The sequence below is a fragment of the Stenotrophomonas sp. GW821-FHT01H02A genome, assembly GCF_059422145.1.
In genome coordinates this window covers 1-18593 of record NZ_JBWKWI010000011.1, presented here as the reverse complement: position 1 = coordinate 18593, position 18593 = coordinate 1, and the positions used below count along the sequence as shown (strand labels likewise).

18 protein-coding genes and 1 pseudogene are annotated in these 18593 nt (G+C 65.8%); 15 read left to right on the top strand and 4 right to left on the bottom strand.

The genetic code is table 11. The annotated features are described in order from the left end of the window. Positions 1-6: 6 nt before the first annotated feature. Positions 7-351: a hypothetical protein gene (locus AC07WC_RS15905; protein ID WP_495210857.1), complete on the bottom strand. Its 345-nt coding sequence runs from the start codon at positions 349-351 to the stop codon at positions 7-9. A 70-nt stretch (positions 352-421) separates the two neighbouring features. Here AC07WC_RS15905 and AC07WC_RS15900 point away from each other — a divergent pair, with 70 nt between their 5' ends. From AC07WC_RS15900 to cyoD, 5 genes are all read left to right on the top strand, one after another. Beyond that, positions 422-1426 carry a 2-hydroxyacid dehydrogenase gene (locus AC07WC_RS15900; RefSeq protein WP_495210856.1) on the top strand — a complete coding sequence of 335 codons (1005 nt, stop codon included), beginning with the start codon at positions 422-424 and terminating at the stop codon, positions 1424-1426. 327 nt (positions 1427-1753) lie between these two features. After that, positions 1754-2815 carry a ubiquinol oxidase subunit II gene (gene cyoA / locus AC07WC_RS15895; protein WP_495210855.1) on the top strand — a complete coding sequence of 354 codons (1062 nt, stop codon included), beginning with the start codon at positions 1754-1756 and terminating at the stop codon, positions 2813-2815. Positions 2816-2823: 8 nt separating this feature from the next. After that, complete coding sequence (gene cyoB, locus AC07WC_RS15890) at positions 2824-4821, top strand: cytochrome o ubiquinol oxidase subunit I (RefSeq protein WP_495210918.1); 1998 nt, start codon at positions 2824-2826, stop codon at positions 4819-4821. Then, entirely contained in the window at positions 4818-5459 is a 642-nt protein-coding gene (gene cyoC / locus AC07WC_RS15885; RefSeq protein WP_070426876.1) for a cytochrome o ubiquinol oxidase subunit III, read from the top strand. The genes cyoB and cyoC overlap by 4 nt, the downstream gene beginning before the upstream one ends. Further along, positions 5459-5809: a cytochrome o ubiquinol oxidase subunit IV gene (gene cyoD, locus AC07WC_RS15880; protein WP_019184497.1), complete on the top strand. Its 351-nt coding sequence runs from the start codon at positions 5459-5461 to the stop codon at positions 5807-5809. The genes cyoC and cyoD overlap by 1 nt, the downstream gene beginning before the upstream one ends. A 94-nt stretch (positions 5810-5903) precedes the next feature. On the opposite strand, the gene AC07WC_RS15875 is transcribed toward cyoD, so the two are convergent. After that, on the bottom strand, positions 5904-7967 hold the full coding sequence (locus tag AC07WC_RS15875; RefSeq protein WP_495210854.1) for a putative bifunctional diguanylate cyclase/phosphodiesterase: 2064 nt from the start codon (positions 7965-7967) through the stop codon (positions 5904-5906). A 149-nt stretch (positions 7968-8116) separates the two neighbouring features. Here AC07WC_RS15875 and radA point away from each other — a divergent pair, with 149 nt between their 5' ends. After that, positions 8117-9499 (top strand): DNA repair protein RadA, encoded by a 1383-nt coding sequence (gene radA / locus AC07WC_RS15870; protein WP_495210853.1) that lies wholly within the window; start codon positions 8117-8119, stop codon positions 9497-9499. 29 nt (positions 9500-9528) lie between these two features. Here radA and AC07WC_RS15865 read toward each other — a convergent pair whose 3' ends face one another. Beyond that, the gene (locus AC07WC_RS15865; RefSeq protein ID WP_019184492.1) at positions 9529-10323 is read right to left on the bottom strand and encodes a cytochrome C assembly family protein; all 795 of its coding nucleotides are present in this window, start codon (positions 10321-10323) and stop codon (positions 9529-9531) included. Positions 10324-10454: 131 nt separating this feature from the next. Here AC07WC_RS15865 and ffh point away from each other — a divergent pair, with 131 nt between their 5' ends. The 8 genes from ffh to AC07WC_RS15825 all read left to right on the top strand — a co-directional run bounded on the left by ffh (position 10455) and on the right by AC07WC_RS15825 (position 16505). Next, complete coding sequence (gene ffh / locus AC07WC_RS15860) at positions 10455-11834, top strand: signal recognition particle protein (RefSeq protein WP_019184491.1); 1380 nt, start codon at positions 10455-10457, stop codon at positions 11832-11834. 76 nt (positions 11835-11910) lie between these two features. Continuing rightward, on the top strand, positions 11911-12987 hold the full coding sequence (locus AC07WC_RS15855; protein WP_495210852.1) for an NAD(P)H-dependent flavin oxidoreductase: 1077 nt from the start codon (positions 11911-11913) through the stop codon (positions 12985-12987). Further along, positions 12984-13772 (top strand): aminotransferase class IV, encoded by a 789-nt coding sequence (locus AC07WC_RS15850; RefSeq protein WP_495210851.1) that lies wholly within the window; start codon positions 12984-12986, stop codon positions 13770-13772. The genes AC07WC_RS15855 and AC07WC_RS15850 overlap by 4 nt, the downstream gene beginning before the upstream one ends. Before the next feature lie 127 nt (positions 13773-13899). Continuing rightward, positions 13900-14160, top strand: coding sequence for a 30S ribosomal protein S16 (gene rpsP / locus AC07WC_RS15845; protein WP_017356068.1), 261 nt, complete (start codon positions 13900-13902; stop codon positions 14158-14160). Positions 14161-14202: 42 nt separating this feature from the next. Beyond that, positions 14203-14715 (top strand): ribosome maturation factor RimM, encoded by a 513-nt coding sequence (rimM, locus tag AC07WC_RS15840; protein ID WP_495210850.1) that lies wholly within the window; start codon positions 14203-14205, stop codon positions 14713-14715. Positions 14716-14720: 5 nt separating this feature from the next. Beyond that, complete coding sequence (gene trmD / locus AC07WC_RS15835) at positions 14721-15479, top strand: tRNA (guanosine(37)-N1)-methyltransferase TrmD (protein WP_495210849.1); 759 nt, start codon at positions 14721-14723, stop codon at positions 15477-15479. 155 nt (positions 15480-15634) lie between these two features. Continuing rightward, positions 15635-16042, top strand: a complete 408-nt coding sequence (gene rplS / locus AC07WC_RS15830; RefSeq protein ID WP_019184486.1) for a 50S ribosomal protein L19 — start codon at positions 15635-15637, stop codon at positions 16040-16042. 85 nt (positions 16043-16127) lie between these two features. Beyond that, a complete protein-coding gene (locus tag AC07WC_RS15825; RefSeq protein ID WP_495210848.1) occupies positions 16128-16505 on the top strand; it encodes a DUF6404 family protein in 378 nt (125 codons plus the stop codon). Here the strand turns inward: AC07WC_RS15825 and AC07WC_RS15820 are convergent. Beyond that, positions 16502-17989, bottom strand: coding sequence for an MATE family efflux transporter (locus AC07WC_RS15820; protein WP_495210847.1), 1488 nt, complete (start codon positions 17987-17989; stop codon positions 16502-16504). The genes AC07WC_RS15825 and AC07WC_RS15820 overlap by 4 nt on opposite strands. 241 nt (positions 17990-18230) lie before the next feature. Here AC07WC_RS15820 and AC07WC_RS15815 point away from each other — a divergent pair. Continuing rightward, positions 18231-18593: pseudogene (locus AC07WC_RS15815) on the top strand (hypothetical protein); the annotation flags it as partial.

Below are 18593 nucleotides of genomic sequence, written 5' to 3'. Positions count from 1 at the left end.
ACTAGGTCACGGGCGTGCGTGGGTCCAACGCGTGGCAGCACTGAACGTCAATTGCCGCAGATAACCTCCGATGAAACCTGCGATGGCGCCTGCGAGCGTGCCCAGCAGTAACCGGGCGGCGATTCGGGCGGTGCGGCCGGCATGCAGCCGCGCCCACGGCAACAGTGCCATCGCCTGCGCGCCCATCAGCAGGACCAGTACCTCCAGCCCCAGCGCATCCACCACGGGCAGCAGTGGCACCAGTAATGGATTGCAGGCCATCAGGATCACGACGGCGGTAGTGAGCACGGACAGGGCGCGCCGGCCGATCGGCGTGGCGGTCCAGCGGAGAAGGTGGGCAGTCAGGGACACGGCGGGCTCCGGGCAGTTGGCCGGAGTGTACTGCGGTATCGTCATGCTCGAACTCCCGCGGATCGCCCTCATGAAGATCGCAGTATTCAGTGCCCGCCCGTACGACCAGCGGTTTCTCGATGAAGCCAATCAACGTCGCGGGGCAGGGCCGTCGTTCGAGTTTCTGTATTTCGACGCCACGCTGGAGGTGCATACCGCGGCACTGGCGCAGGACTGCGAAGCGGTCTGCGTATTCGTCAATGATCGGCTCGATGCGCCGGTGCTGCAGGCGCTGCATGCACTGGGGGTGGGGGCGGTGCTGCTGCGTTGTGCAGGATTCAACAACGTCGACCTGGCCGCGGCGGAGCAGTTGGGGCTGTTCGTGGCACGCGTGCCGGCTTACTCCCCCGAGGCGGTGGCCGAGCATGCGCTGGCGCTGGTGATGACCCTCAACCGGCAGACCCACCGCGCCTACAACCGGGTGCGCGAGGGCAACTTCATGCTCGATGGCCTGCTCGGCCGCACCCTGCACGGCAAGACCGTGGGCATCGTGGGGACTGGCAAGATCGGCCTGGCCACCGCCCGCATCTTCAAGGGCATGGGCTGCACCGTGCTGGGCCACGATCCGTTTCCATCGCCCGGGTTCGCCGCCATCGGCGCATCGGTCACGCTGGAGGACCTGCTGGTCCGTTCGGACATCGTCTCGCTGCATTGCCCCCTCACGCCGGACACCCATCACCTGATCGGCGATGCCTCACTTGCCGCGATGAAGCCCGGCGCGATGCTGGTCAATACCTCGCGCGGTGGGCTGGTGGATACCCATGCGGTGATCCGGGCGCTGAAATCGCGCCGCCTCGGCCATTTGGCCATCGATGTCTATGAGCAGGAGAGCGGGCTGTTCTTCCAGGACCGCTCCGGTGAGATCATCGACGATGACGCGTTCCAGCGCCTGATGACCTTTCCCAACGTGATGGTGACCGGGCACCAGGGCTTCTTCACGGTCGAGGCGCTGCAGGAGATCTCGGCGATCACGGTGCGGAATCTGGCGGACTTCGTCGATGGGACGGCCTGCCCGAACCAGGTAGTGGCCGCCTGAGCGGCGGCGCCGGTGACGCCGGCCGCAGGCGCGTGTACGGTGGCCGCCCGCCAGAGCGTCGCAACTGACCCGTTCATGTCTATACAAGGGCGGGAATGTTGCCGAATCGGGTCATTGCCCGGCACTGCGACAACGTGTCGCAGCCCAAATCAGGCCTTTCCTGCGCTGGATCATTGTCAATGCCTTTCTTAAATGATGCGTGACGGCCTAAAATTAGAAGGCTGACATGATCGTCCTCCGTGCCCGTCCCCTTGGACCGGCACCACCGGCTTTGGCTGGGACGGAGGCGGGCTTGAACTGGCATTCCCTACGCAATTGGATCGACCGATGATTCCGTTGAAACCCCTTGGACGCTTCCTGCGTCCGGGCCTGCTGTTTGCGTTGTCCGTGTTCCTGACGGGCTGCAACTCGGCCATCCTCAACCCCAAGGGCCAGATCGGCCACGACGAGAAGACCCTGCTCATCACGGCGACCGTGCTGATGCTGCTGGTTGTCGTGCCGGTCATCATCATGACCCTCACCTTCGCGTGGAAGTACCGTGCGACCAACACCAAGGCCCGTTATGAGCCGAAGTGGTCGCACTCCACGGCCATCGAAGTGGTGGTCTGGTCGATCCCGTGCATGATCGTGCTGGTGCTGGCCGTGCTGACCTGGCGTTCCTCGCACGCGCTGGATCCGTACCGTCCGCTGGACTCGGACAAGAAGCCGGTGGTGATCGAAGCCATCTCGCTGGACTGGAAGTGGCTCTTCATCTACCCCGAAGAGAACATCGCCACCGTCAACGAGATCACCTTCCCGGTCGATACCCCGCTGAACTTCAAGATCACGTCCGATACGGTGATGAATGCGTTCTTCATCCCGCACCTGGGCAGCATGATCTACTCGATGACGGCCATGGAGACCAAACTCCACCTGATCGCCAACGAGACCGGCGAGTTCCCGGGCATGTCCTCGCACTACAGCGGCGCGGGCTTCAGCAAGATGCATTTCTCCGCGCACTCGGTGACCGAGGCGGAGTACCAGCAGTGGCTGACCAAGGTGCGTGGCGAAAGCGCGACCCTGGACAAGACCGCCTTCGCTGCGCTGACCGCCGAGAAGAACCATGACTGGCACCCGGTGACCTACTACGGCACCACCGAAGCCGGCCTGTTCGACTGGGTGATCGCCAAGCACATGGGCGACAACCAGCACTACGGCATGAAGCACGACCACAAGGCCATGAAGCATGACGGCGCCGAGGGCGAAAGCCACGCCGGCCACGCCATGCCGGCCGGTGAATCGCACGACGGCCACGCGATGGCTGAAGGCGAGGCCGATGCGCACGCCGAACACACTGCAGACGAGCACGCCGCAGCCGGACACACCGGTCACGGCGGCTCGGGAGAATGACCATGAATCTGTTGGGTAAACTGACCTTTGCCGACATCCCGCACGATCCGATCATCATCACCACGCTGATCGGCGCGGGGATCGGTGGCCTGCTCGTGCTGGCCCTGATCACCAAGTTCAAGCTGTGGGGCTATCTCTGGAAAGAGTGGTTCACCTCGGTCGACCACAAGAAGATCGGCGTGATGTACCTCATCGTCGCCTTCGTCATGCTGCTGCGCGGCTTCGCCGACGCGATCATGATGCGTGTCCAGCAGGCCATGGCCGCTGGCGGCAACGAGGGCGTGCTGCCCCCGCATCACTACGACCAGATCTTCACTGCCCACGGCGTGATCATGATCTTCTTCGTGGCGATGCCGCTGATCACCGGCCTGATGAACGTCGTCGTGCCGCTGCAGATCGGCGCACGCGACGTGGCCTTCCCGTTCGTCAACTCGCTCAGCTTCTGGCTGTTCGTGGCGGGCGCGGGCCTGGTGATGATCTCGCTGGGTGTCGGTGAGTTCGCACAGACCGGCTGGCTGGCCTTCCCGCCGTTGTCAGGCAAGGAATACAGTCCAGGGGTAGGTGTCGATTACTACATCTGGGGCCTGCAGGTGGCAGGCCTGGGTACCACGCTGAGCGGCATCAACTTCTTCATCACCATCCTGAAGATGCGTACCCCCGGCATGAAGCTGATGCAGATGCCGGTGTTCACCTGGACCGCGCTGGTCACCAACGTGCTGATCATCGCCGCCTTCCCGGTGCTGACCATCACCCTGGTGCTGCTGACCCTGGACCGTTACCTGGGCACGCACTTCTTCACCAATGACGGTGGCGGCAACGCCATGCTGTACATCAACCTGATCTGGATCTGGGGCCACCCGGAAGTCTATATCCTGGTCCTGCCGGCCTTCGGCGTGTTCTCCGAGGTCATCGCCACGTTCTCGCGCAAGGCGCTGTTCGGCTACAAGGGCATGGTCTACGCCACCGCCTGCATCGGCGTGCTGTCGTTCATCGTGTGGCTGCACCACTTCTTCACCATGGGCTCGGGTGCCAACGTCAATGCCTTCTTCGGCATCACGACGATGATCATCTCGATCCCGACCGGCGTGAAGATCTTCAACTGGCTGTTCACCATGTTCCGCGGTCGCGTGCAGTTCACGACCCCGGTGCTGTGGACGATCGGCTTCATGGTCACCTTCACCATCGGCGGCATGACCGGCGTGATGCTGGCGATCCCGGCCATCGACTTCGTGCTGCACAACAGCCTGTTCCTGATCGCCCACTTCCACAACGTCATCATCGGCGGCGTGGTGTTCGGCATGTTCGCCGGCATCACCTACTGGTGGCCGAAGATGTTCGGCTTCCGCCTCAATGAAACCTGGGGCAAGCGCGCGTTCTGGTGCTGGTTCATCGGCTTCTATGTCGCCTTCATGCCGCTGTACATCCTGGGCTTCATGGGCATGACCCGCCGCATGCAGAGCTACCCGAACATGGAGTACCAGCCGCTGCTGATCATCGCCATGTGCGGTGCCTTCATCATCGGTGCCGGCATCCTGTGCCAGATCATCCAGATCGCCGTGTCGATCCGCGACCGCAAGAAGACCGCCGACCTGACCGGCGATCCGTGGGACGCCCGTACGCTGGAGTGGGAAACCTCTTCGCCGCCGTCGTTCTACAACTTCGGCTCGCTGCCGCGCGTCACCGAGCTGGACGAGTTCTGGGAACGCAAGCAGCGTGGTGAGGCGTGGGAACGCCCGGCCAAGTACAGCGACATCCACATGCCGCGCAACACCGGTACCGGTGTGGTGATCGGTGCCTTCAGCCTGGTGTTCGGCTTTGCGATGATCTGGCACATCTGGTGGCTGGCCATCGTGGGCCTGGTGGGCATGATCGGCACCTTCATCTGGCGCACCTTCGACAAGGACGTGGATTACTACGTGCCGGCCGCGGAAGTGGAGCGGATCGAAAATGAGCACCGTCGCCACCTGGTGGCGCAGGGCCTGGTGAAATCGGAGCTGAAGGCATGAGCACCACTATCCCCAACACCATGAACCATGGGCACGCCGCGCACGCGGCGGCCCACGGCCATGACGACCACGAGCACCACGACACCGGCGGCAACACCGTCTTCGGTTTCTGGGTGTACCTGATGAGCGATTGCCTCATCTTCGCCACCCTGTTCGCGACCTACATCGTGCTGTCCGGCGGCACCGACGGCGGCCCCGGCCCGAAGGACCTGTTCGAACTGTCCTTCGTCGCCTGGGAAACCACGCTGCTGCTGGTCTCCTCGCTGACCTTCGGCCTGGGCATGATCGCCATGCACAAGCAGAAGGTGGGCCAGATGTATGCATGGCTGGCCCTGACCTGGCTGCTGGGCTTCGGCTTCATGTGCATGGAAGTGTGGGAGTTCAACCACCTGATCCATCAGGGCTACGGTCCGGACCACAGTGCGTTCCTGTCGGCGTTCTTCGCGCTGGTCGGTACCCACGGCCTGCACGTGACCGCGGGTCTGCTGTGGCTGCTGATCATGTTCATCCAGATCAAGCAGAACGGCCTGACCCAGACCAACAAGACCCGCATGGCGTGCCTGAGCCTGTTCTGGCACTTCCTGGATCTGATCTGGATCGGCGTGTTCTCCGTCGTCTATCTGAATGGAGCGCTGTAATGGCCGCACATGACAATCACGCACACGATCACGGCCACGGTGCCGCCGGCGAAAGCCACGGCAGCGTCAAGTCCTACCTGATCGGCTTCCTGCTGGCCGCGGTGCTGACCATCATCCCGTTCTGGGCGGTCATGCACGGCGACCTGCCGCGTTTCACCACCGGCGTCATCATCGTCGTCGCTGCCGTGCTGCAGATCCTGGTGCACCTGGTGTTCTTCCTGCACCTGGACCGCTCCTCGGAACAGCGCTGGAACGTCAGCGCGGCGGCCTTCACCGTCGTGGTGATCGGCATCATCGTCGCCGGTTCGCTGTGGGTCATGCACAACATGAACGTGCACATGATGCACTGACGTCCTCGCGACGTTGCCACACGCAGAAAGGCCGCCCTCGGGCGGCCTTTCTGTTGGGCGGTACGGTGAGGGTGCCGCAGCGTTCCGTGCGGTGTTATGCCGCCTTCGCCAGCCGCATGAACTCCGCCGCGTCCACCGGCCGCCCAAGGTGATATCCCTGCAGCTGGTCGCAGCCCATGTCGCTGAGATACTGGCGTTGCCCCGCGGTTTCGACGCCCTCGGCGACGATCTGCAGCTGCAGCGAACGGCCCAATGCGATGATCGAGGAAACGATCGCCGCGTCTTCGGCGTTGTCTTCCAGGTCGTGCACGAAGGCGCGATCGATCTTCAGTTCCGTGGCCGGCATGCGCTTGAGATAGAGCAGGCTGGAGTAGCCGGTGCCGAAGTCGTCGATGGAGATGTTCACGCCCATCGCGGTCAGCCCGTGCAGGATCAGCAGGCTCGCTTCCACATCGCGCATCGCGGTGGTCTCGGTGACTTCCAGGGTCAGCCGCTTCGGGTCCAGCCCGTGTTTGTCCAGCGTGCGGCGCACGGTGTCCAGCAGCGTGCTGGAACCGAACTGCAGCGGTGAGAGGTTCACCGCCATCGTCCAGTCCGGGTGGCCGGCGTCGTGCCAGTGGCGCAGCTGCGCACAGGCCTGGTCCAGCACCCAGTCACCGATGGACAGGATCAGCCCGCTGCGTTCGGCGATTGGAATGAACGCATCCGGTGACAACAGCCCCAGTTCGGGGTGCTGCCAGCGCACCAGCGCCTCGGCTCCGATCAGCGACTGTCCGTTGGCCTGGAACTTCGGCTGGTAATGCAGGACCAGTTCGCCGCGGTTGACCGCCTTGCGCAGTTCCTGCAGCAACTTCAGCTGACGGTTGGCGCTGACGTTGAGCGACTGGGTGAAGAAAGTATAGCCGTTCCGGCCCGAATCCTTGGTGTGGTACATCGCCGCGTCGGCATGCGCCATCAGGTCGCGCTCGGTGGTGGCATCGGCCGGGTACAGCGCGATGCCCAGGCTGGCACTGACCTGCAGTTCCAGCGCATCGATCTCGAACGGCTCAGCCACCCTGGCGATGATCCGTTCGGCCACTACCGCGGCGTCCTCCGGGTCCTCCACCTGGAAGACGATGACGAACTCATCTCCACCCAGCCGCGCGAAGGTGTCCTGTGCACGCAGCAGGGTGGCGATGCGCTCACTGACCTGGATCAGCAGTTTGTCGCCGAGTTGGTGGCCGTAGGCATCGTTGATTGCCTTGAAGCCATCCAGGTCGCAGAACATCACCGCGAAGCTGAACTGTCGGCGCTGCGCCTTCTCGATGGCCTGTTCGATCCGGTCCTGCAGCAGCATCCGGTTGGGCAGTTGGGTGAGCGGATCATGCAGTGCGGCCTGCATCAGTTTTTCGTTGGCCTGGGCCAGTGAATCGGCGAGCAGGCCGGTGCGGGTACGCATCTGGCGGTCGAACACCGAGGCGATCAGCGCGATCCCCAGCGTGGCCAGGGTGGTGACGATCACCAGCACTGCCAGCCATTTGGTATCGATGCCCTGGCCATACGCCGCGCCGCACAGAGCGCCCTCGGGGAAGTTGGCGGCAGCCATGCCGGTGTAATGCATGCCAACGATCGCCAGGCCCATCACCAGCGAGGCCAGCCCGCGCAGCAGGAACGGGCGGCGTTGTTCCAGGCGCAGGCGGAAGGCGATCCACAGCGCCGCACCGGCAGCGCCGATGGCGATCAGGATCGAGGCGATGAACCAGAGCGGGTCGTAGTCGATGCCCGGCTGCATCTCCAGCGCGGCCATGCCCAGGTAGTGCATGGCCGCGATGCCCAGGCCCATCAGCACCGCGCCGGCACACAGCCGCGACCATGGCAGTTCCGCGCGCGAGACCAGCCACAACGCATAGGCCGACGCGCCGACCGACACCGCCAGCGAGGACAGGGTGATGGCCAGGTCATAGCCGACCGGGATCGGCAGGTGGAAGGCGAGCATGCCGATGAAGTGCATCGACCAGATGCCCAGCCCCATCGCGCCGGCGCCACCGGCCAGCCACCAGCGGGCGACCCGGCCGCGGGTACTGGCCAGGCGGCCGGCCATGTCCAGCGCGGTATACGAGGCGAGGATGGCGACCAGCAGCGAGAACACGACAAGACTCTGGCTGTAGGTGCCGGTCATGGAAAAGCCTGGAGAATATGGAAGGAGGGGCAGTGGCCCGCCGGAGTATCGGCAACGGGGCCGGAATCTTGAGCGGGCGCGCTCGGCGTCTCGGTTGCTGCGACGCGGCTCGGCTATCCTGCCTGACAATTGATGAAGTGGAAGTGGACATGGCCAAGCGACTCACCGCTTACGTCTGCAGCGAATGCGGCGCCGAATACAGCAAGTGGCAGGGCCAGTGCACCGAGTGCGGCGTCTGGAACACGCTGAGCGAGATCACGCTGGAAAGCGCGACTCCCGCCAGCAAGTCCTCTCCGGCATCGCGTCGCTCGGGGTGGGCGGGCAAGGTCGATGCGCCGAAGATCATGGCGCTCAAGGACGTGCAGCAGACCGAACACCTGCGGGTGAGTACCGGCATCGGCGAGTTCGATCGCGTGCTGGGTGGTGGCCTGGTCGAAGGCGCGGTGGTCCTGGTCGGCGGCGATCCTGGCATCGGCAAATCCACGCTGCTGCTGCAGGCGGTGGCGAAGATGGCTGCGTCCCTGCCGGTGCTGTACATCACCGGTGAGGAATCGCTGTCGCAGGTTGCCGGCCGCGCGGTGCGTCTGGACCTGCCGCTGGACAACGTCAACGCCCTGGCCGAGACCCAGGTGGAGGCGATCCTGCAACACGCCAGCGTGGCCAAGCCGCGGCTGATCGTGGCCGATTCGGTGCAGACACTGTGGACCGAGTCGCTGACCGCCGCCCCCGGCTCGGTCAGCCAGGTTCGCGAGAGCGCCGCGCGGCTGGTGCGCTTCGCCAAGGAAACCGGCACCGCCGTGTTCCTGGTCGGCCACGTCACCAAGGAGGGGGGCATCGCCGGCCCGCGCGTGCTCGAGCACATGGTGGATGCAGTGTTGTACTTCGAGGGCGAGAGCGGCAGCCGCTTCCGCCTGCTGCGCGCCTTCAAGAACCGCTTCGGTGCGGTCAACGAGCTGGGCGTGTTCGCGATGGGCGAGAAGGGGCTGAAGGAGGTCTCCAATCCTTCGGCGATCTTCCTCTCCGGCGGCAGCACCCAGCAGCCGGGCAGCTGCGTGATGGTCACCCGCGAGGGCACCCGGCCGCTGCTGGTGGAAGTGCAGGCGCTGGTGGATGCCTCGCCGTTGTCCAACCCGCGGCGGGTCGCGGTCGGCCTGGAGCAGAACCGCTTGGCGATGCTGCTGGCGGTGCTGCACCGTCATGGTGGCGTGCTGGTCGGCGACCAGGACGTGTTCGTCAACGTGGTCGGTGGCATCCGCGTGCAGGAGACCGCCGCCGATCTTCCCGTGCTGCTGGCGGTATTGTCCTCGCTGCAGGACCGGCCGCTGGCGGAGAAGACGATCGCCTTCGGCGAGGTGGGCCTTTCCGGTGAAATCCGCCCGGTGCCCAACGGCGAGGACCGTCTGCGCGAGGCGGCGACGCATGGCTTCAAGCGCGCCATCGTGCCCAAGGCGAACGCGCCGAAGACCGGCAGCGTGAAGGGCATGGAAGTGATCGCGGTGGAGCGGCTCTCGGAGGCGATCGACGCGCTGTGACCGGCCTGCCGACCAGCGGTCGGCAGCCTTTATCGGGTGCGCCCGAACACCAGTTCGATCACGAACTGGCTGCCGAAGAACGCCAGCAGCAGCAGCGCCATCGCAGTCAGGGTCCAGTGCACGGCCTTGGCACCGCGCCAGCCGTAGCGGCGGCGTCCGATCAGCAAGGTGCCGAACACGATCCAGGACAGGATGCTGAGCACGGTCTTGTGGACCAGCTTCTGTGCCAGCAGGTCGTCGACGAACAGCACGCCGGTGACCAGGGTCAGCGTGAGCAGTGCGAAGCCGACCGCGATCACCCGGAACAGCAGGGCTTCCAGATCGGCCAGCGGGGGCAGGGCGCGCAGCCACGGGCGGAAGTCGCGGCGGCGCAGGGCGCGCTCCTGCAGCCACAGCATGATCGCCAGCAGGGCGGCCACGCTCAGGGTGGCGTAGGCGAGCAGGGCCATCCAGGCGTGGGTGGCCAGCTGCCAGCCCAGCGGCCTGCTCGGCTCGTGGCCGTAGGCGTGATAGATCCACAGCACGGCCGCGGCCATCGGGAATACCAACACGCCAAGCGCGGCCATGCGTCCACGCGCAGCGACCAGCGAGGTCAGCCAGGCCATGCCCAGGCCGACCAGCGACAGGGCGGCGAAGAAGTGCATGTCCGGGCCGCCGCTGGTGCGCATCGCGACCAGTACGTGATAGCCACCGTGCAGCAGCATCGCCGGCAGCGCCGGCCACAACCACGCCGGTGAGGTCACCGCATCATCGCGGACGACCGCGCGCACCAGCAGGCCGGTGGCGGTCAGGTACAGCAGGGTCGCAATGAGAACGATTGTCATCGTGTCAGTTTCGCATACCCCCGGGGTGCTGGCGATGCCCGGCCGGCCACGCGTTGCGGCCGGTCCGGGAGCCGGGGCGGAACCGTTATACTGGCGGTCTCATTGTCTTTTGTTCTGAACAGGTCGCTTCCATGTTCGAGTCCCTGACCCAGCGCCTCTCCGGCACCATCGAGCGGCTGCGCGGCCGCGGTCGCCTGACCGAGGAAAACATCCGCGAGGCCACCCGCGAAGTCCGCATCGCGCTGCTCGAAGCCGACGTTGCGCTGCCCGTGGTGCAGGCGCTGGTCGAGCGCATCAAAGTGCGCGCGGTCGGCCAGGAAGTGCTCAAGTCGCTGACCCCCGGCCAGGCGCTGATCAAGGTCGTGCGCGACGAGCTGACCGCGGTCATGGGCTCGGCCGCCTCGGACCTGAACCTCAACGTGCCGGCCCCGGCGATCATCCTGATGGCCGGCCTGCAGGGTGCGGGCAAGACCACCACGGTGGGCAAGCTGGCCAAGCACCTGAAGGAAAAGCGCAAGAAGAAGGTGATGGTGGTCTCGGCCGACGTCTACCGTCCGGCGGCGATCGAGCAGCTCAAGACCCTGGCCGACCAAGTCGGCGTGCTGTTCTTCCCGTCCACCGCCGACCAGAAGCCGGAAGCCATTGTCCGCGCGGCGATCGACGACGCACGCAAGTCGTTCGTCGATGTGCTGATCGTCGATACCGCCGGTCGCCTGGCCATCGATGAAGCGATGATGGCCGAGATCAAGGCGCTGCATGCTGCGGTCAACCCGGCCGAAACGCTGTTCGTGGTCGACGCCATGACCGGCCAGGATGCCGCCAACACCGCCAAGGCCTTCGGCGATGCGCTGCCGCTGACCGGCGTGGTGCTGACCAAGACCGACGGTGACGCCCGCGGCGGTGCCGCGCTGAGCGTGCGCTACATCACCGGCAAGCCGATCAAGTTCGTCGGCGTCAGCGAAAAGCCGGACGGCCTGGATGTGTTCCACCCGGACCGTATCGCCAGCCGCATCCTGGATATGGGCGACGTGCTGTCGCTGGTGGAGCAGGTCGAGCAGCAGGTCGACAAGGACAAGGCGCAGAAGCTGGCCGAGAAGGTCGCCAAGGGCAAGAAGTTCGATCTGAACGATATGCGCGACCAGTTGGAGCAGATGCAGAACATGGGGGGGATCGGCGGCCTGATGGACAAGCTGCCGGGCCTGGGCCAGATCCCCGAGCACCTCAAGCAGCAGGTCAGCCAGGGCAAGGAAGTGCCGCGCATGATCGCGATCATCAACTCGATGACCAAGAAAGAGCGCCGCAATCCGGGCCTGCTCAACGGCTCGCGCCGCGCCCGCATCGCGCGTGGTTCCGGCCTGACCCCGGCCGACGTCAACAAGCTCATGAAGCAGTTCCAGCAGATGGAAAAGATGATGAGCAAGATGGCCGGCGGCGGCATGAAGGGCATGATGCGCAGCATGAAGGGGATGATGGGCGCGATGGGTGGCCGCGGCGGCATGCCGTTCCGCTGAGTCCTGCGCGCGTGCATTCCGGGCAGGGGCGGTGCGGCGTATGCTGGCACCGTCTCCTTCCACAGGTGCGCCGCGCGTGAATGGTTCCCCGCTTCTCGAACGCGCCGACAGCTTCTGTCGGCGTTTTGCATTGCAGGCCCCGATCCTGCTCGCGCCGATGGCCGGCGCCTGCCCCGTGCCGTTGTCGGCCGCGCTGGCCAACGCCGGCAGCATGGGCGCGATGGGCGCGGTGTTGTCCCAGCCGCAGGACATCGTGGCCTGGATGACCGATTTCCGCGCGCAGTCGGACGGACCCGCGCAGGTCAATGTGTGGATTCCGGATCCCCTTCCCAGGCGCGACGCCGATGCGGAAGCCGCGACGCGCCGCTTCCTGGCGCAATGGGGGCCGGAGGTGCCGGTCAGTGCCGCCGATGCCGGACCGGCCGATTTCGATGCGCAGTTCGATGCCTTGATCGAGGCGCGCCCGGCGGTGGCCTCGACCATCATGGGCGTGTTCTCCGCGGCGCAGGTACAGCGCCTGAAAGACGTGGGCATCGCCTGGATCGCGTGTGCGACCACCCTGGCCGAAGCGCGTGCCGCACAGGCCGCCGGCGCCGACGCGGTGGTCGCGCAGGGCTTCGAGGCCGGCGGGCATCGTGGTGCGTTCGATCCCGACGCAGCCGAGCGCCAGCTGGTCGGGTTGTTCGCGCTGCTGCCGCGGCTGGCCGACCATCTGGATATCCCGGTCATCGCGGCCGGTGGCATCGCCGATGGTCGTGGCATCGCGGCCGCACTGACACTGGGCGCGAGTGCGGTGCAGGTCGGCACCGCGTTCCTGCGCACCCCGGAGTGCCGCTTGAATCCGGCGTGGTCGCAGGCATTGGCCGAGGCTGAGCCCGAAGACACCTGGCCGACACGCGCCTTCAGTGGCCGCCTCGGGCGTGGCCTGGCCACCGCCTATGTGCGCGCCGCGGCGTCTGCTGACGCACCACCGCCGCGGCCGTATCCGGTGCAGCGCGGGCTGACCGCGCCGATGCGCGCGCAGGCGGGCCGGGACAACAATCTTGATGCAATGCAGGCCTGGGCCGGGCAGTCCGCGTGGATGGCACCGGCACGCCCTGCGGCCGACGTGCTGCAGCAGATGTGGTCCGATGCGAAGGCGTTGCTGGGATGACGCTGTACTGCAATGGCATCCTTGCCAGCACCGATGACCTGGCTGGCGCACTGACCAACTACGGCCATTTCACCTCGTTGCAGGTGCGCGGTGGTGCGGTGCAGGCCCTGGACCTGCATCTTCAGCGGCTGAAGGAGGGCTCGGCCGAGTTGTTCGGCGCCGCGCTGGATCCGCTGCAGGTGCGGGCCTGGATGCACGACGCGCTGCAGGCCGAAGGCGTGGCCGATGCGTCGCTGCGGGTGACGGTATTCTCGCGGCAGTTCGATTTCCGGCGGCCGCTGCAGCCCGTCGCCGTGGATGTGCTGGTGGCCGTCGCGCCGCCGGTGGACCTGCCGCCCCTGCCGCGGCGGCTGCGCACGGTGCGTTACCAGCGCGAGCTGCCGCACGTGAAGCACGTCGGCACGTTCGCGCTGTTCCAGCATCGCCGCGAGGCGTTGCAGGCGGGCGTGGACGACGCGCTGTTCGTCGGTGACGACGGGTATATCAGTGAAGGCACCACCTGGAACGTCGCCTTCGCCTCGGGCAGCACGTTGATCTGGCCGCAGGCGCCCGCGCTGCGCGGCACCCATGAGCGTCTGCTGCAGGCGGGGTGGGGTGAGGATCAGCAGGTGCGCCCGGTCGCGCTGGCGGAGATGGAAGGATTCGACGCCGCCATCGCCTGCAATGCAGCCGGGATCTGGCCGATCACCGTGATCGACGGGGTCGAACTGGGACACTCGGAAGCGTTGTGCGTCAAGGCCCGGCAGGTGCTTGCCCAGGCACCTTGGCAGCGCCTGGCGCCCTGAATGGAACGGCCCGCAACCCCTGTTCAGCTTTCCCACTCTTCACAGGCTTGGAATGAACGGAGGCCGCCGCTATAATCGCCGGCTTACCGCGCCATCCTGGCGACTGGGCAATTGAGGAAACAACACCATGGTCAAGATTCGACTGACCCGCGGCGGCGCCAAGAAGCGTCCGTTCTACCACATCATCGTGACCGACTCGCGCAGCGCCCGTGATGGCCGCAACATCGAGCGCGTCGGTTACTACAACCCGGTTGCCCAGGGTGCCGAGTCCCGCATCGTGCTGGACCTGCCGCTGGTCGACAAGTGGGTCGCCAATGGCGCCCAGATGACCGACAAGGTCCGCAACCTGTACAAGGAAGCGACCAAGGCCCAGGCCTCCGCGGCCTGATCCTGAAGGGTCGCGCCTGCCGCGGCCCATCGGTCTATACAGATGAAAGATACCGAGCGCCGCATCCTGCTGGGCAGGATTGTCGGCGCTTTTGGTGTGCGAGGCGAGATCAAGCTCGAGTCCTGGACCGAGCCACGTACCGCCATTTTCCACTATCAGCCCTGGATCCTGCGGACCCCCGCCGGCCAGGAGAGCACGCTCATCGGGGCGCGCGGACGTCAGTCCGGCAAGCACCTGGTCGCCGTGTTTCCGGGCATCACCGACCGCGACGTGGTCGAGGCGATGTACGGGACCGAAGTCTACGTCGCGCGCAGCGCATTGCCGCCGCCGAAGCCCGATGAGTATTACTGGGTCGATCTGGAAGGACTGCAGGTGCGTACCGTCGATGGCGTCGAACTGGGGCGGGCATCCCACCTGTTCTCGACCGGCTCCAACGATGTGCTCGTGGTGCAGGGTGATCGTGAGCGGATGATTCCGTTCGTGCAGCCCGATTTCGTCGTCTCGGTGGATTTCGAGGCCAACCTGATCGTGGTCGACTGGGATCCGGAGTTCTAGGCCGGATGCGCATCGACGTCGTCACGTTGTTCCCCGAGTTCATGGCGCAATCGGCCGCGCTGGGCGTGGTCGGCCGCGCCGCCGAACGTGGTCTGCTGGACCTGCACGGCTGGAACCCGCGTGACTATGCCGAAGGCAACTACCGCCGGGTGGACGACCGTCCGTTCGGCGGTGGCCCGGGCATGGTCATGCTGATCGAGCCGCTGCGGGCGTGCCTGGCCGCGGCCAAGGCGGCGGATCCGGCGCCCGCGCCGGTGATCTACCTCAGCCCGCAGGGCACGCCGCTGACCCAGGCCAAGGTCCGGGAGCTGGCGGCGCTGCCGCGCATGATCCTGCTCTGCGGCCGCTATGAGGGTATCGACGAGCGCTTCCTCGAGGCCGAGGTCACCGAGGAAATCTCCCTCGGCGATTACGTCCTGTCCGGTGGTGAGCTGGGCGCGGCGGTGATCGTCGATGCGGTGACCCGCCTGCAGGACGGGGCCCTCGGCGATGCCGAATCGGCCGCCCAGGACAGTTTCGAAGGCCCGCAGGGGCTGCTGGACTGCCCGCATTACAGCCATCCGGCGCAGCATGAATGGGGCACTGTCCCGGACGTGCTGCGCTCGGGCAACCATGCCGCCATCGCCCGTTGGCGCCGGCAGCAGTCGCTGCTGCGTACCTCGCTGCGGCGGCCGGACCTGCTCGATGAAAGCCAGTTGTCCAAGGCCGACCGCCTCCTGCTGGAGCAGGCGCGGCAGGCCGTTGCGAAGGATCCGACCCCCTAGCGCGGGGGCGGGATCTTGTTTATAATCCGGGATTGCCATCGGCCTTTTGGGGCCCGCTGGTAGGAATCCCTACAAAAAACGTGCAGCACAGTCCGGTGACTGCATGAGCCCACGTTGTCGAACGACACGACCACCCGAACACTATCGGTGCACCCATGAGCAAGCTGAACAAATCCATCCTCTCGGACTTCGAATCCGCCCAGATCACCCGCGAGCTGCCGAAGTTCAGCCAGGGTGACACCGTCGTCGTCAACGTGAAGGTGAAGGAAGGCAACCGTGAGCGCGTGCAGGCTTACGAAGGCGTCGTCATCGGCACCAAGAACGCCGGCCTGAACTCCGCGTTCACCGTCCGCAAGATCTCGCACGGCTACGGCGTCGAGCGCGTCTTCCAGACCCACAGCGCCATCATCGACTCGGTCGAAGTGAAGCGTCGTGGCAAGGTCCGCGCCGGCAAGCTGTACTACCTGCGTGGCCTGGAAGGCAAGGCTGCCCGCATCAAGGAAGATCTGGCTGCTGCTGCGCAGGCCAAGGCCGCGCGCCTGGCTGCCAAGGCTGCCCAGTAATTCCCGGCTGACAACTCCGGTTGTCGCCTCAAACGGCCACCTTCGGGTGGCCGTTTGCGTTTGTGGCCTCGTGAAGGAGAAACACATGGACCGTTATCCCGCTGATGTTCGTTACGCGCTGCAGGCCATGGCCGACGCCAACGTGCCGGTGGGCATGTGTGCGCCGCCGATGCATCGACTGCTGTGGCGCATGGGGCTGCGCGTGCCGCCCCCGCTGCTCGCCAGCTTCGGTGCCAATCTGCTCGTGATGGGCGGGCTGTTCGGGGTGCTGTGGGGCGTGCTGTGGCGCGCCTTGATGGGGCTGGTTCTTGACCTTGGCTCGCTCACGCCCGGCATCACCGTTGGCAGTGCTGTGATGGCCGGGTTGTTGTTCGGCGTGATGATGGCGCTGCTGATGCGCTACCAGCGCCGGCGCTACAGACTGCCGGCCTGGAAGACCCTGCTGCAGGGACGCGTGGCTTAATCCGGCCGTGCGCTGCCCGCCGGGGCGGGCTGCAGCGGTGTGGTCGGGTTCGGGTCCGCCACCGGCGACGGCGGCGAGGCGGGGACCTCGGCCGGCGCTGCCAGTTCCTCGCGGTGGCTGGGCAGCATGCGCGCCTTGCGCCAGCCGCCCCAGCGGTAATACGCCAGCGACATCAGCATTGCGCAGAACGAGCTCACCGGGAAGCTCCACCACACTGCGTCGGCGCCCCAGCGGTCCTGCAGCAGTTCGGCGAACGGCACGCGGATGCCCCATAGCGAGGCGGCCAGGATCAGCAGCGGCGGAATCACCGCGCCGGTCGAGCGCACCACGCCGGAGATCACGAAGTTCACGCCGAAGAACAGGAACGACCACACCGCGATGTGGTTGAGGTGGCGGGCCACCTCCAGCGCCTGGCTGCCCTCGGGCAGGAACAGGGCCAGCGTGTAGCGGTCGAGCAGGATCAGCGGCAGGATCAGCACGCCGGTCAGCAGGAAGTTGTAGAGCACGCCGCTGCGCGCGGTGCCGCGCACGCGGTCCCAGCGCTGCGCGCCGACGTTCTGTGCGGCCATGGTCGAGCACGCCGCGCCGATCGCCATCGCCGGCATCTGCACGTAGGTCCACAGCTGCAGCGACGCGCCATAGGCGGCGGCGGTGTCGGTGCCGTAGCCGTTGACCATGGTCATCATCAGGATCATCGACAGCGAGATCAGCACCATCTGCAGGCCCATCGGCACGCCCTTGACCACCAGGGCGCGCAGGATTTCGCCATCGATCTTGAACAGCGCCATGTCTTTGCGCCCCAGCCACAGCACATGGCGCTTGTTGCGCATGTACCAGAGCAGGCCGAGCAACGAGAGCGTCTGCGCGATCAACGTGGCCCACGCCGCGCCGGCGATGCCCAGCTGCGGGAACGGCCCGATGCCGAAGATCAGCAGTGGGTTGAAGCCGATGTCCAACAGCACCGAGAGCAGCAGGAAGCGGAAGGGGGTGCGCGAGTCGCCGACGCCGCGCAGTGCTGAGCTCAGGAATGCAAAGGCGTACAGCGTGGGCATCGCCAGGAAGATGATGCGCAGATAGGCCTCGGCCAGCGGCAGGGATTCGGCCGGCGTGCCCATCGCCGCCAGCAGCGGGTGCGACAGCCACCAGCCAGCGATCGCGATCACCACCGACAGGCCGATGAAGAATGTCGCGCTGGTGCCCATCACGCGCCGGGCCTGGGGCAGGTCGCGTGCACCCATGGATTGGCCGATCAGGATCGAGGCGGCCATGCCGATCCCGAACACCGAGCCGATCAGGAAGAACATGATGTTGTTGGCGTTCGCCGTGGCGGTCAGCGCCGCTTCGCCGAGGAAGCGGCCAACCCAGATCGCGTTCACCGAGCCATTGAGCGACTGGGCGATGTTGCCCGCCAGGATCGGCAGGGCGAACAGGAACAGGTTGCGCCCGATCGGGCCCGTGGTCAGGTCAAGTGGCGCTTTGGCCATGTGGGAATGTCCGGGAGCGGGAGGTATGCAAGGGATGTGCCACGCACGATAGATCAGCCGATGTTATGTGCGTGAATCGATAGGACTTCCAGCGTATTCAGAGGCTTGCGCGGGTGTTGGAGGTTCCGATGATTACAGTGGTGTGGTATAAAACTGACGCACATTCATCCACCTATCTAGGGCCCGTCCCCGCCTCGCGCCGTGATTCTGTCTCAGGAGATTGCTTTTGTTACATGGATCGTTGGGCGGCCTGCAGGACGGTAAAGCGTTCCTGCACCGTACGCTGGAAGCGAAGGCAGCGCTGGATGCGTTCTTCAAGCTGGGTGACCTGGTCATCGCGATGCTGGCAGCCGCGGTGGCCTATGTCATCCACTTTGGCATGGTGGCCATCAGTCCTCACGAGCGCGCGATCATCGGGCTTGTGCTGCTCTACGGCCTGCTGTGCTTCTCGCTGTCGCCTCTCTATCGTCAGTGGCGCAGCCGCCCGTTCCTGCGGTGTCTGGGCTTGCTGCTTCTGGTGTGGACGGCGGTGTTCTCCCTGTTTGCCACCCACGCGTTGGTGGTGGGGAGCAGCGACACCGTGCCGGTCCCCTGGTTGTTGACC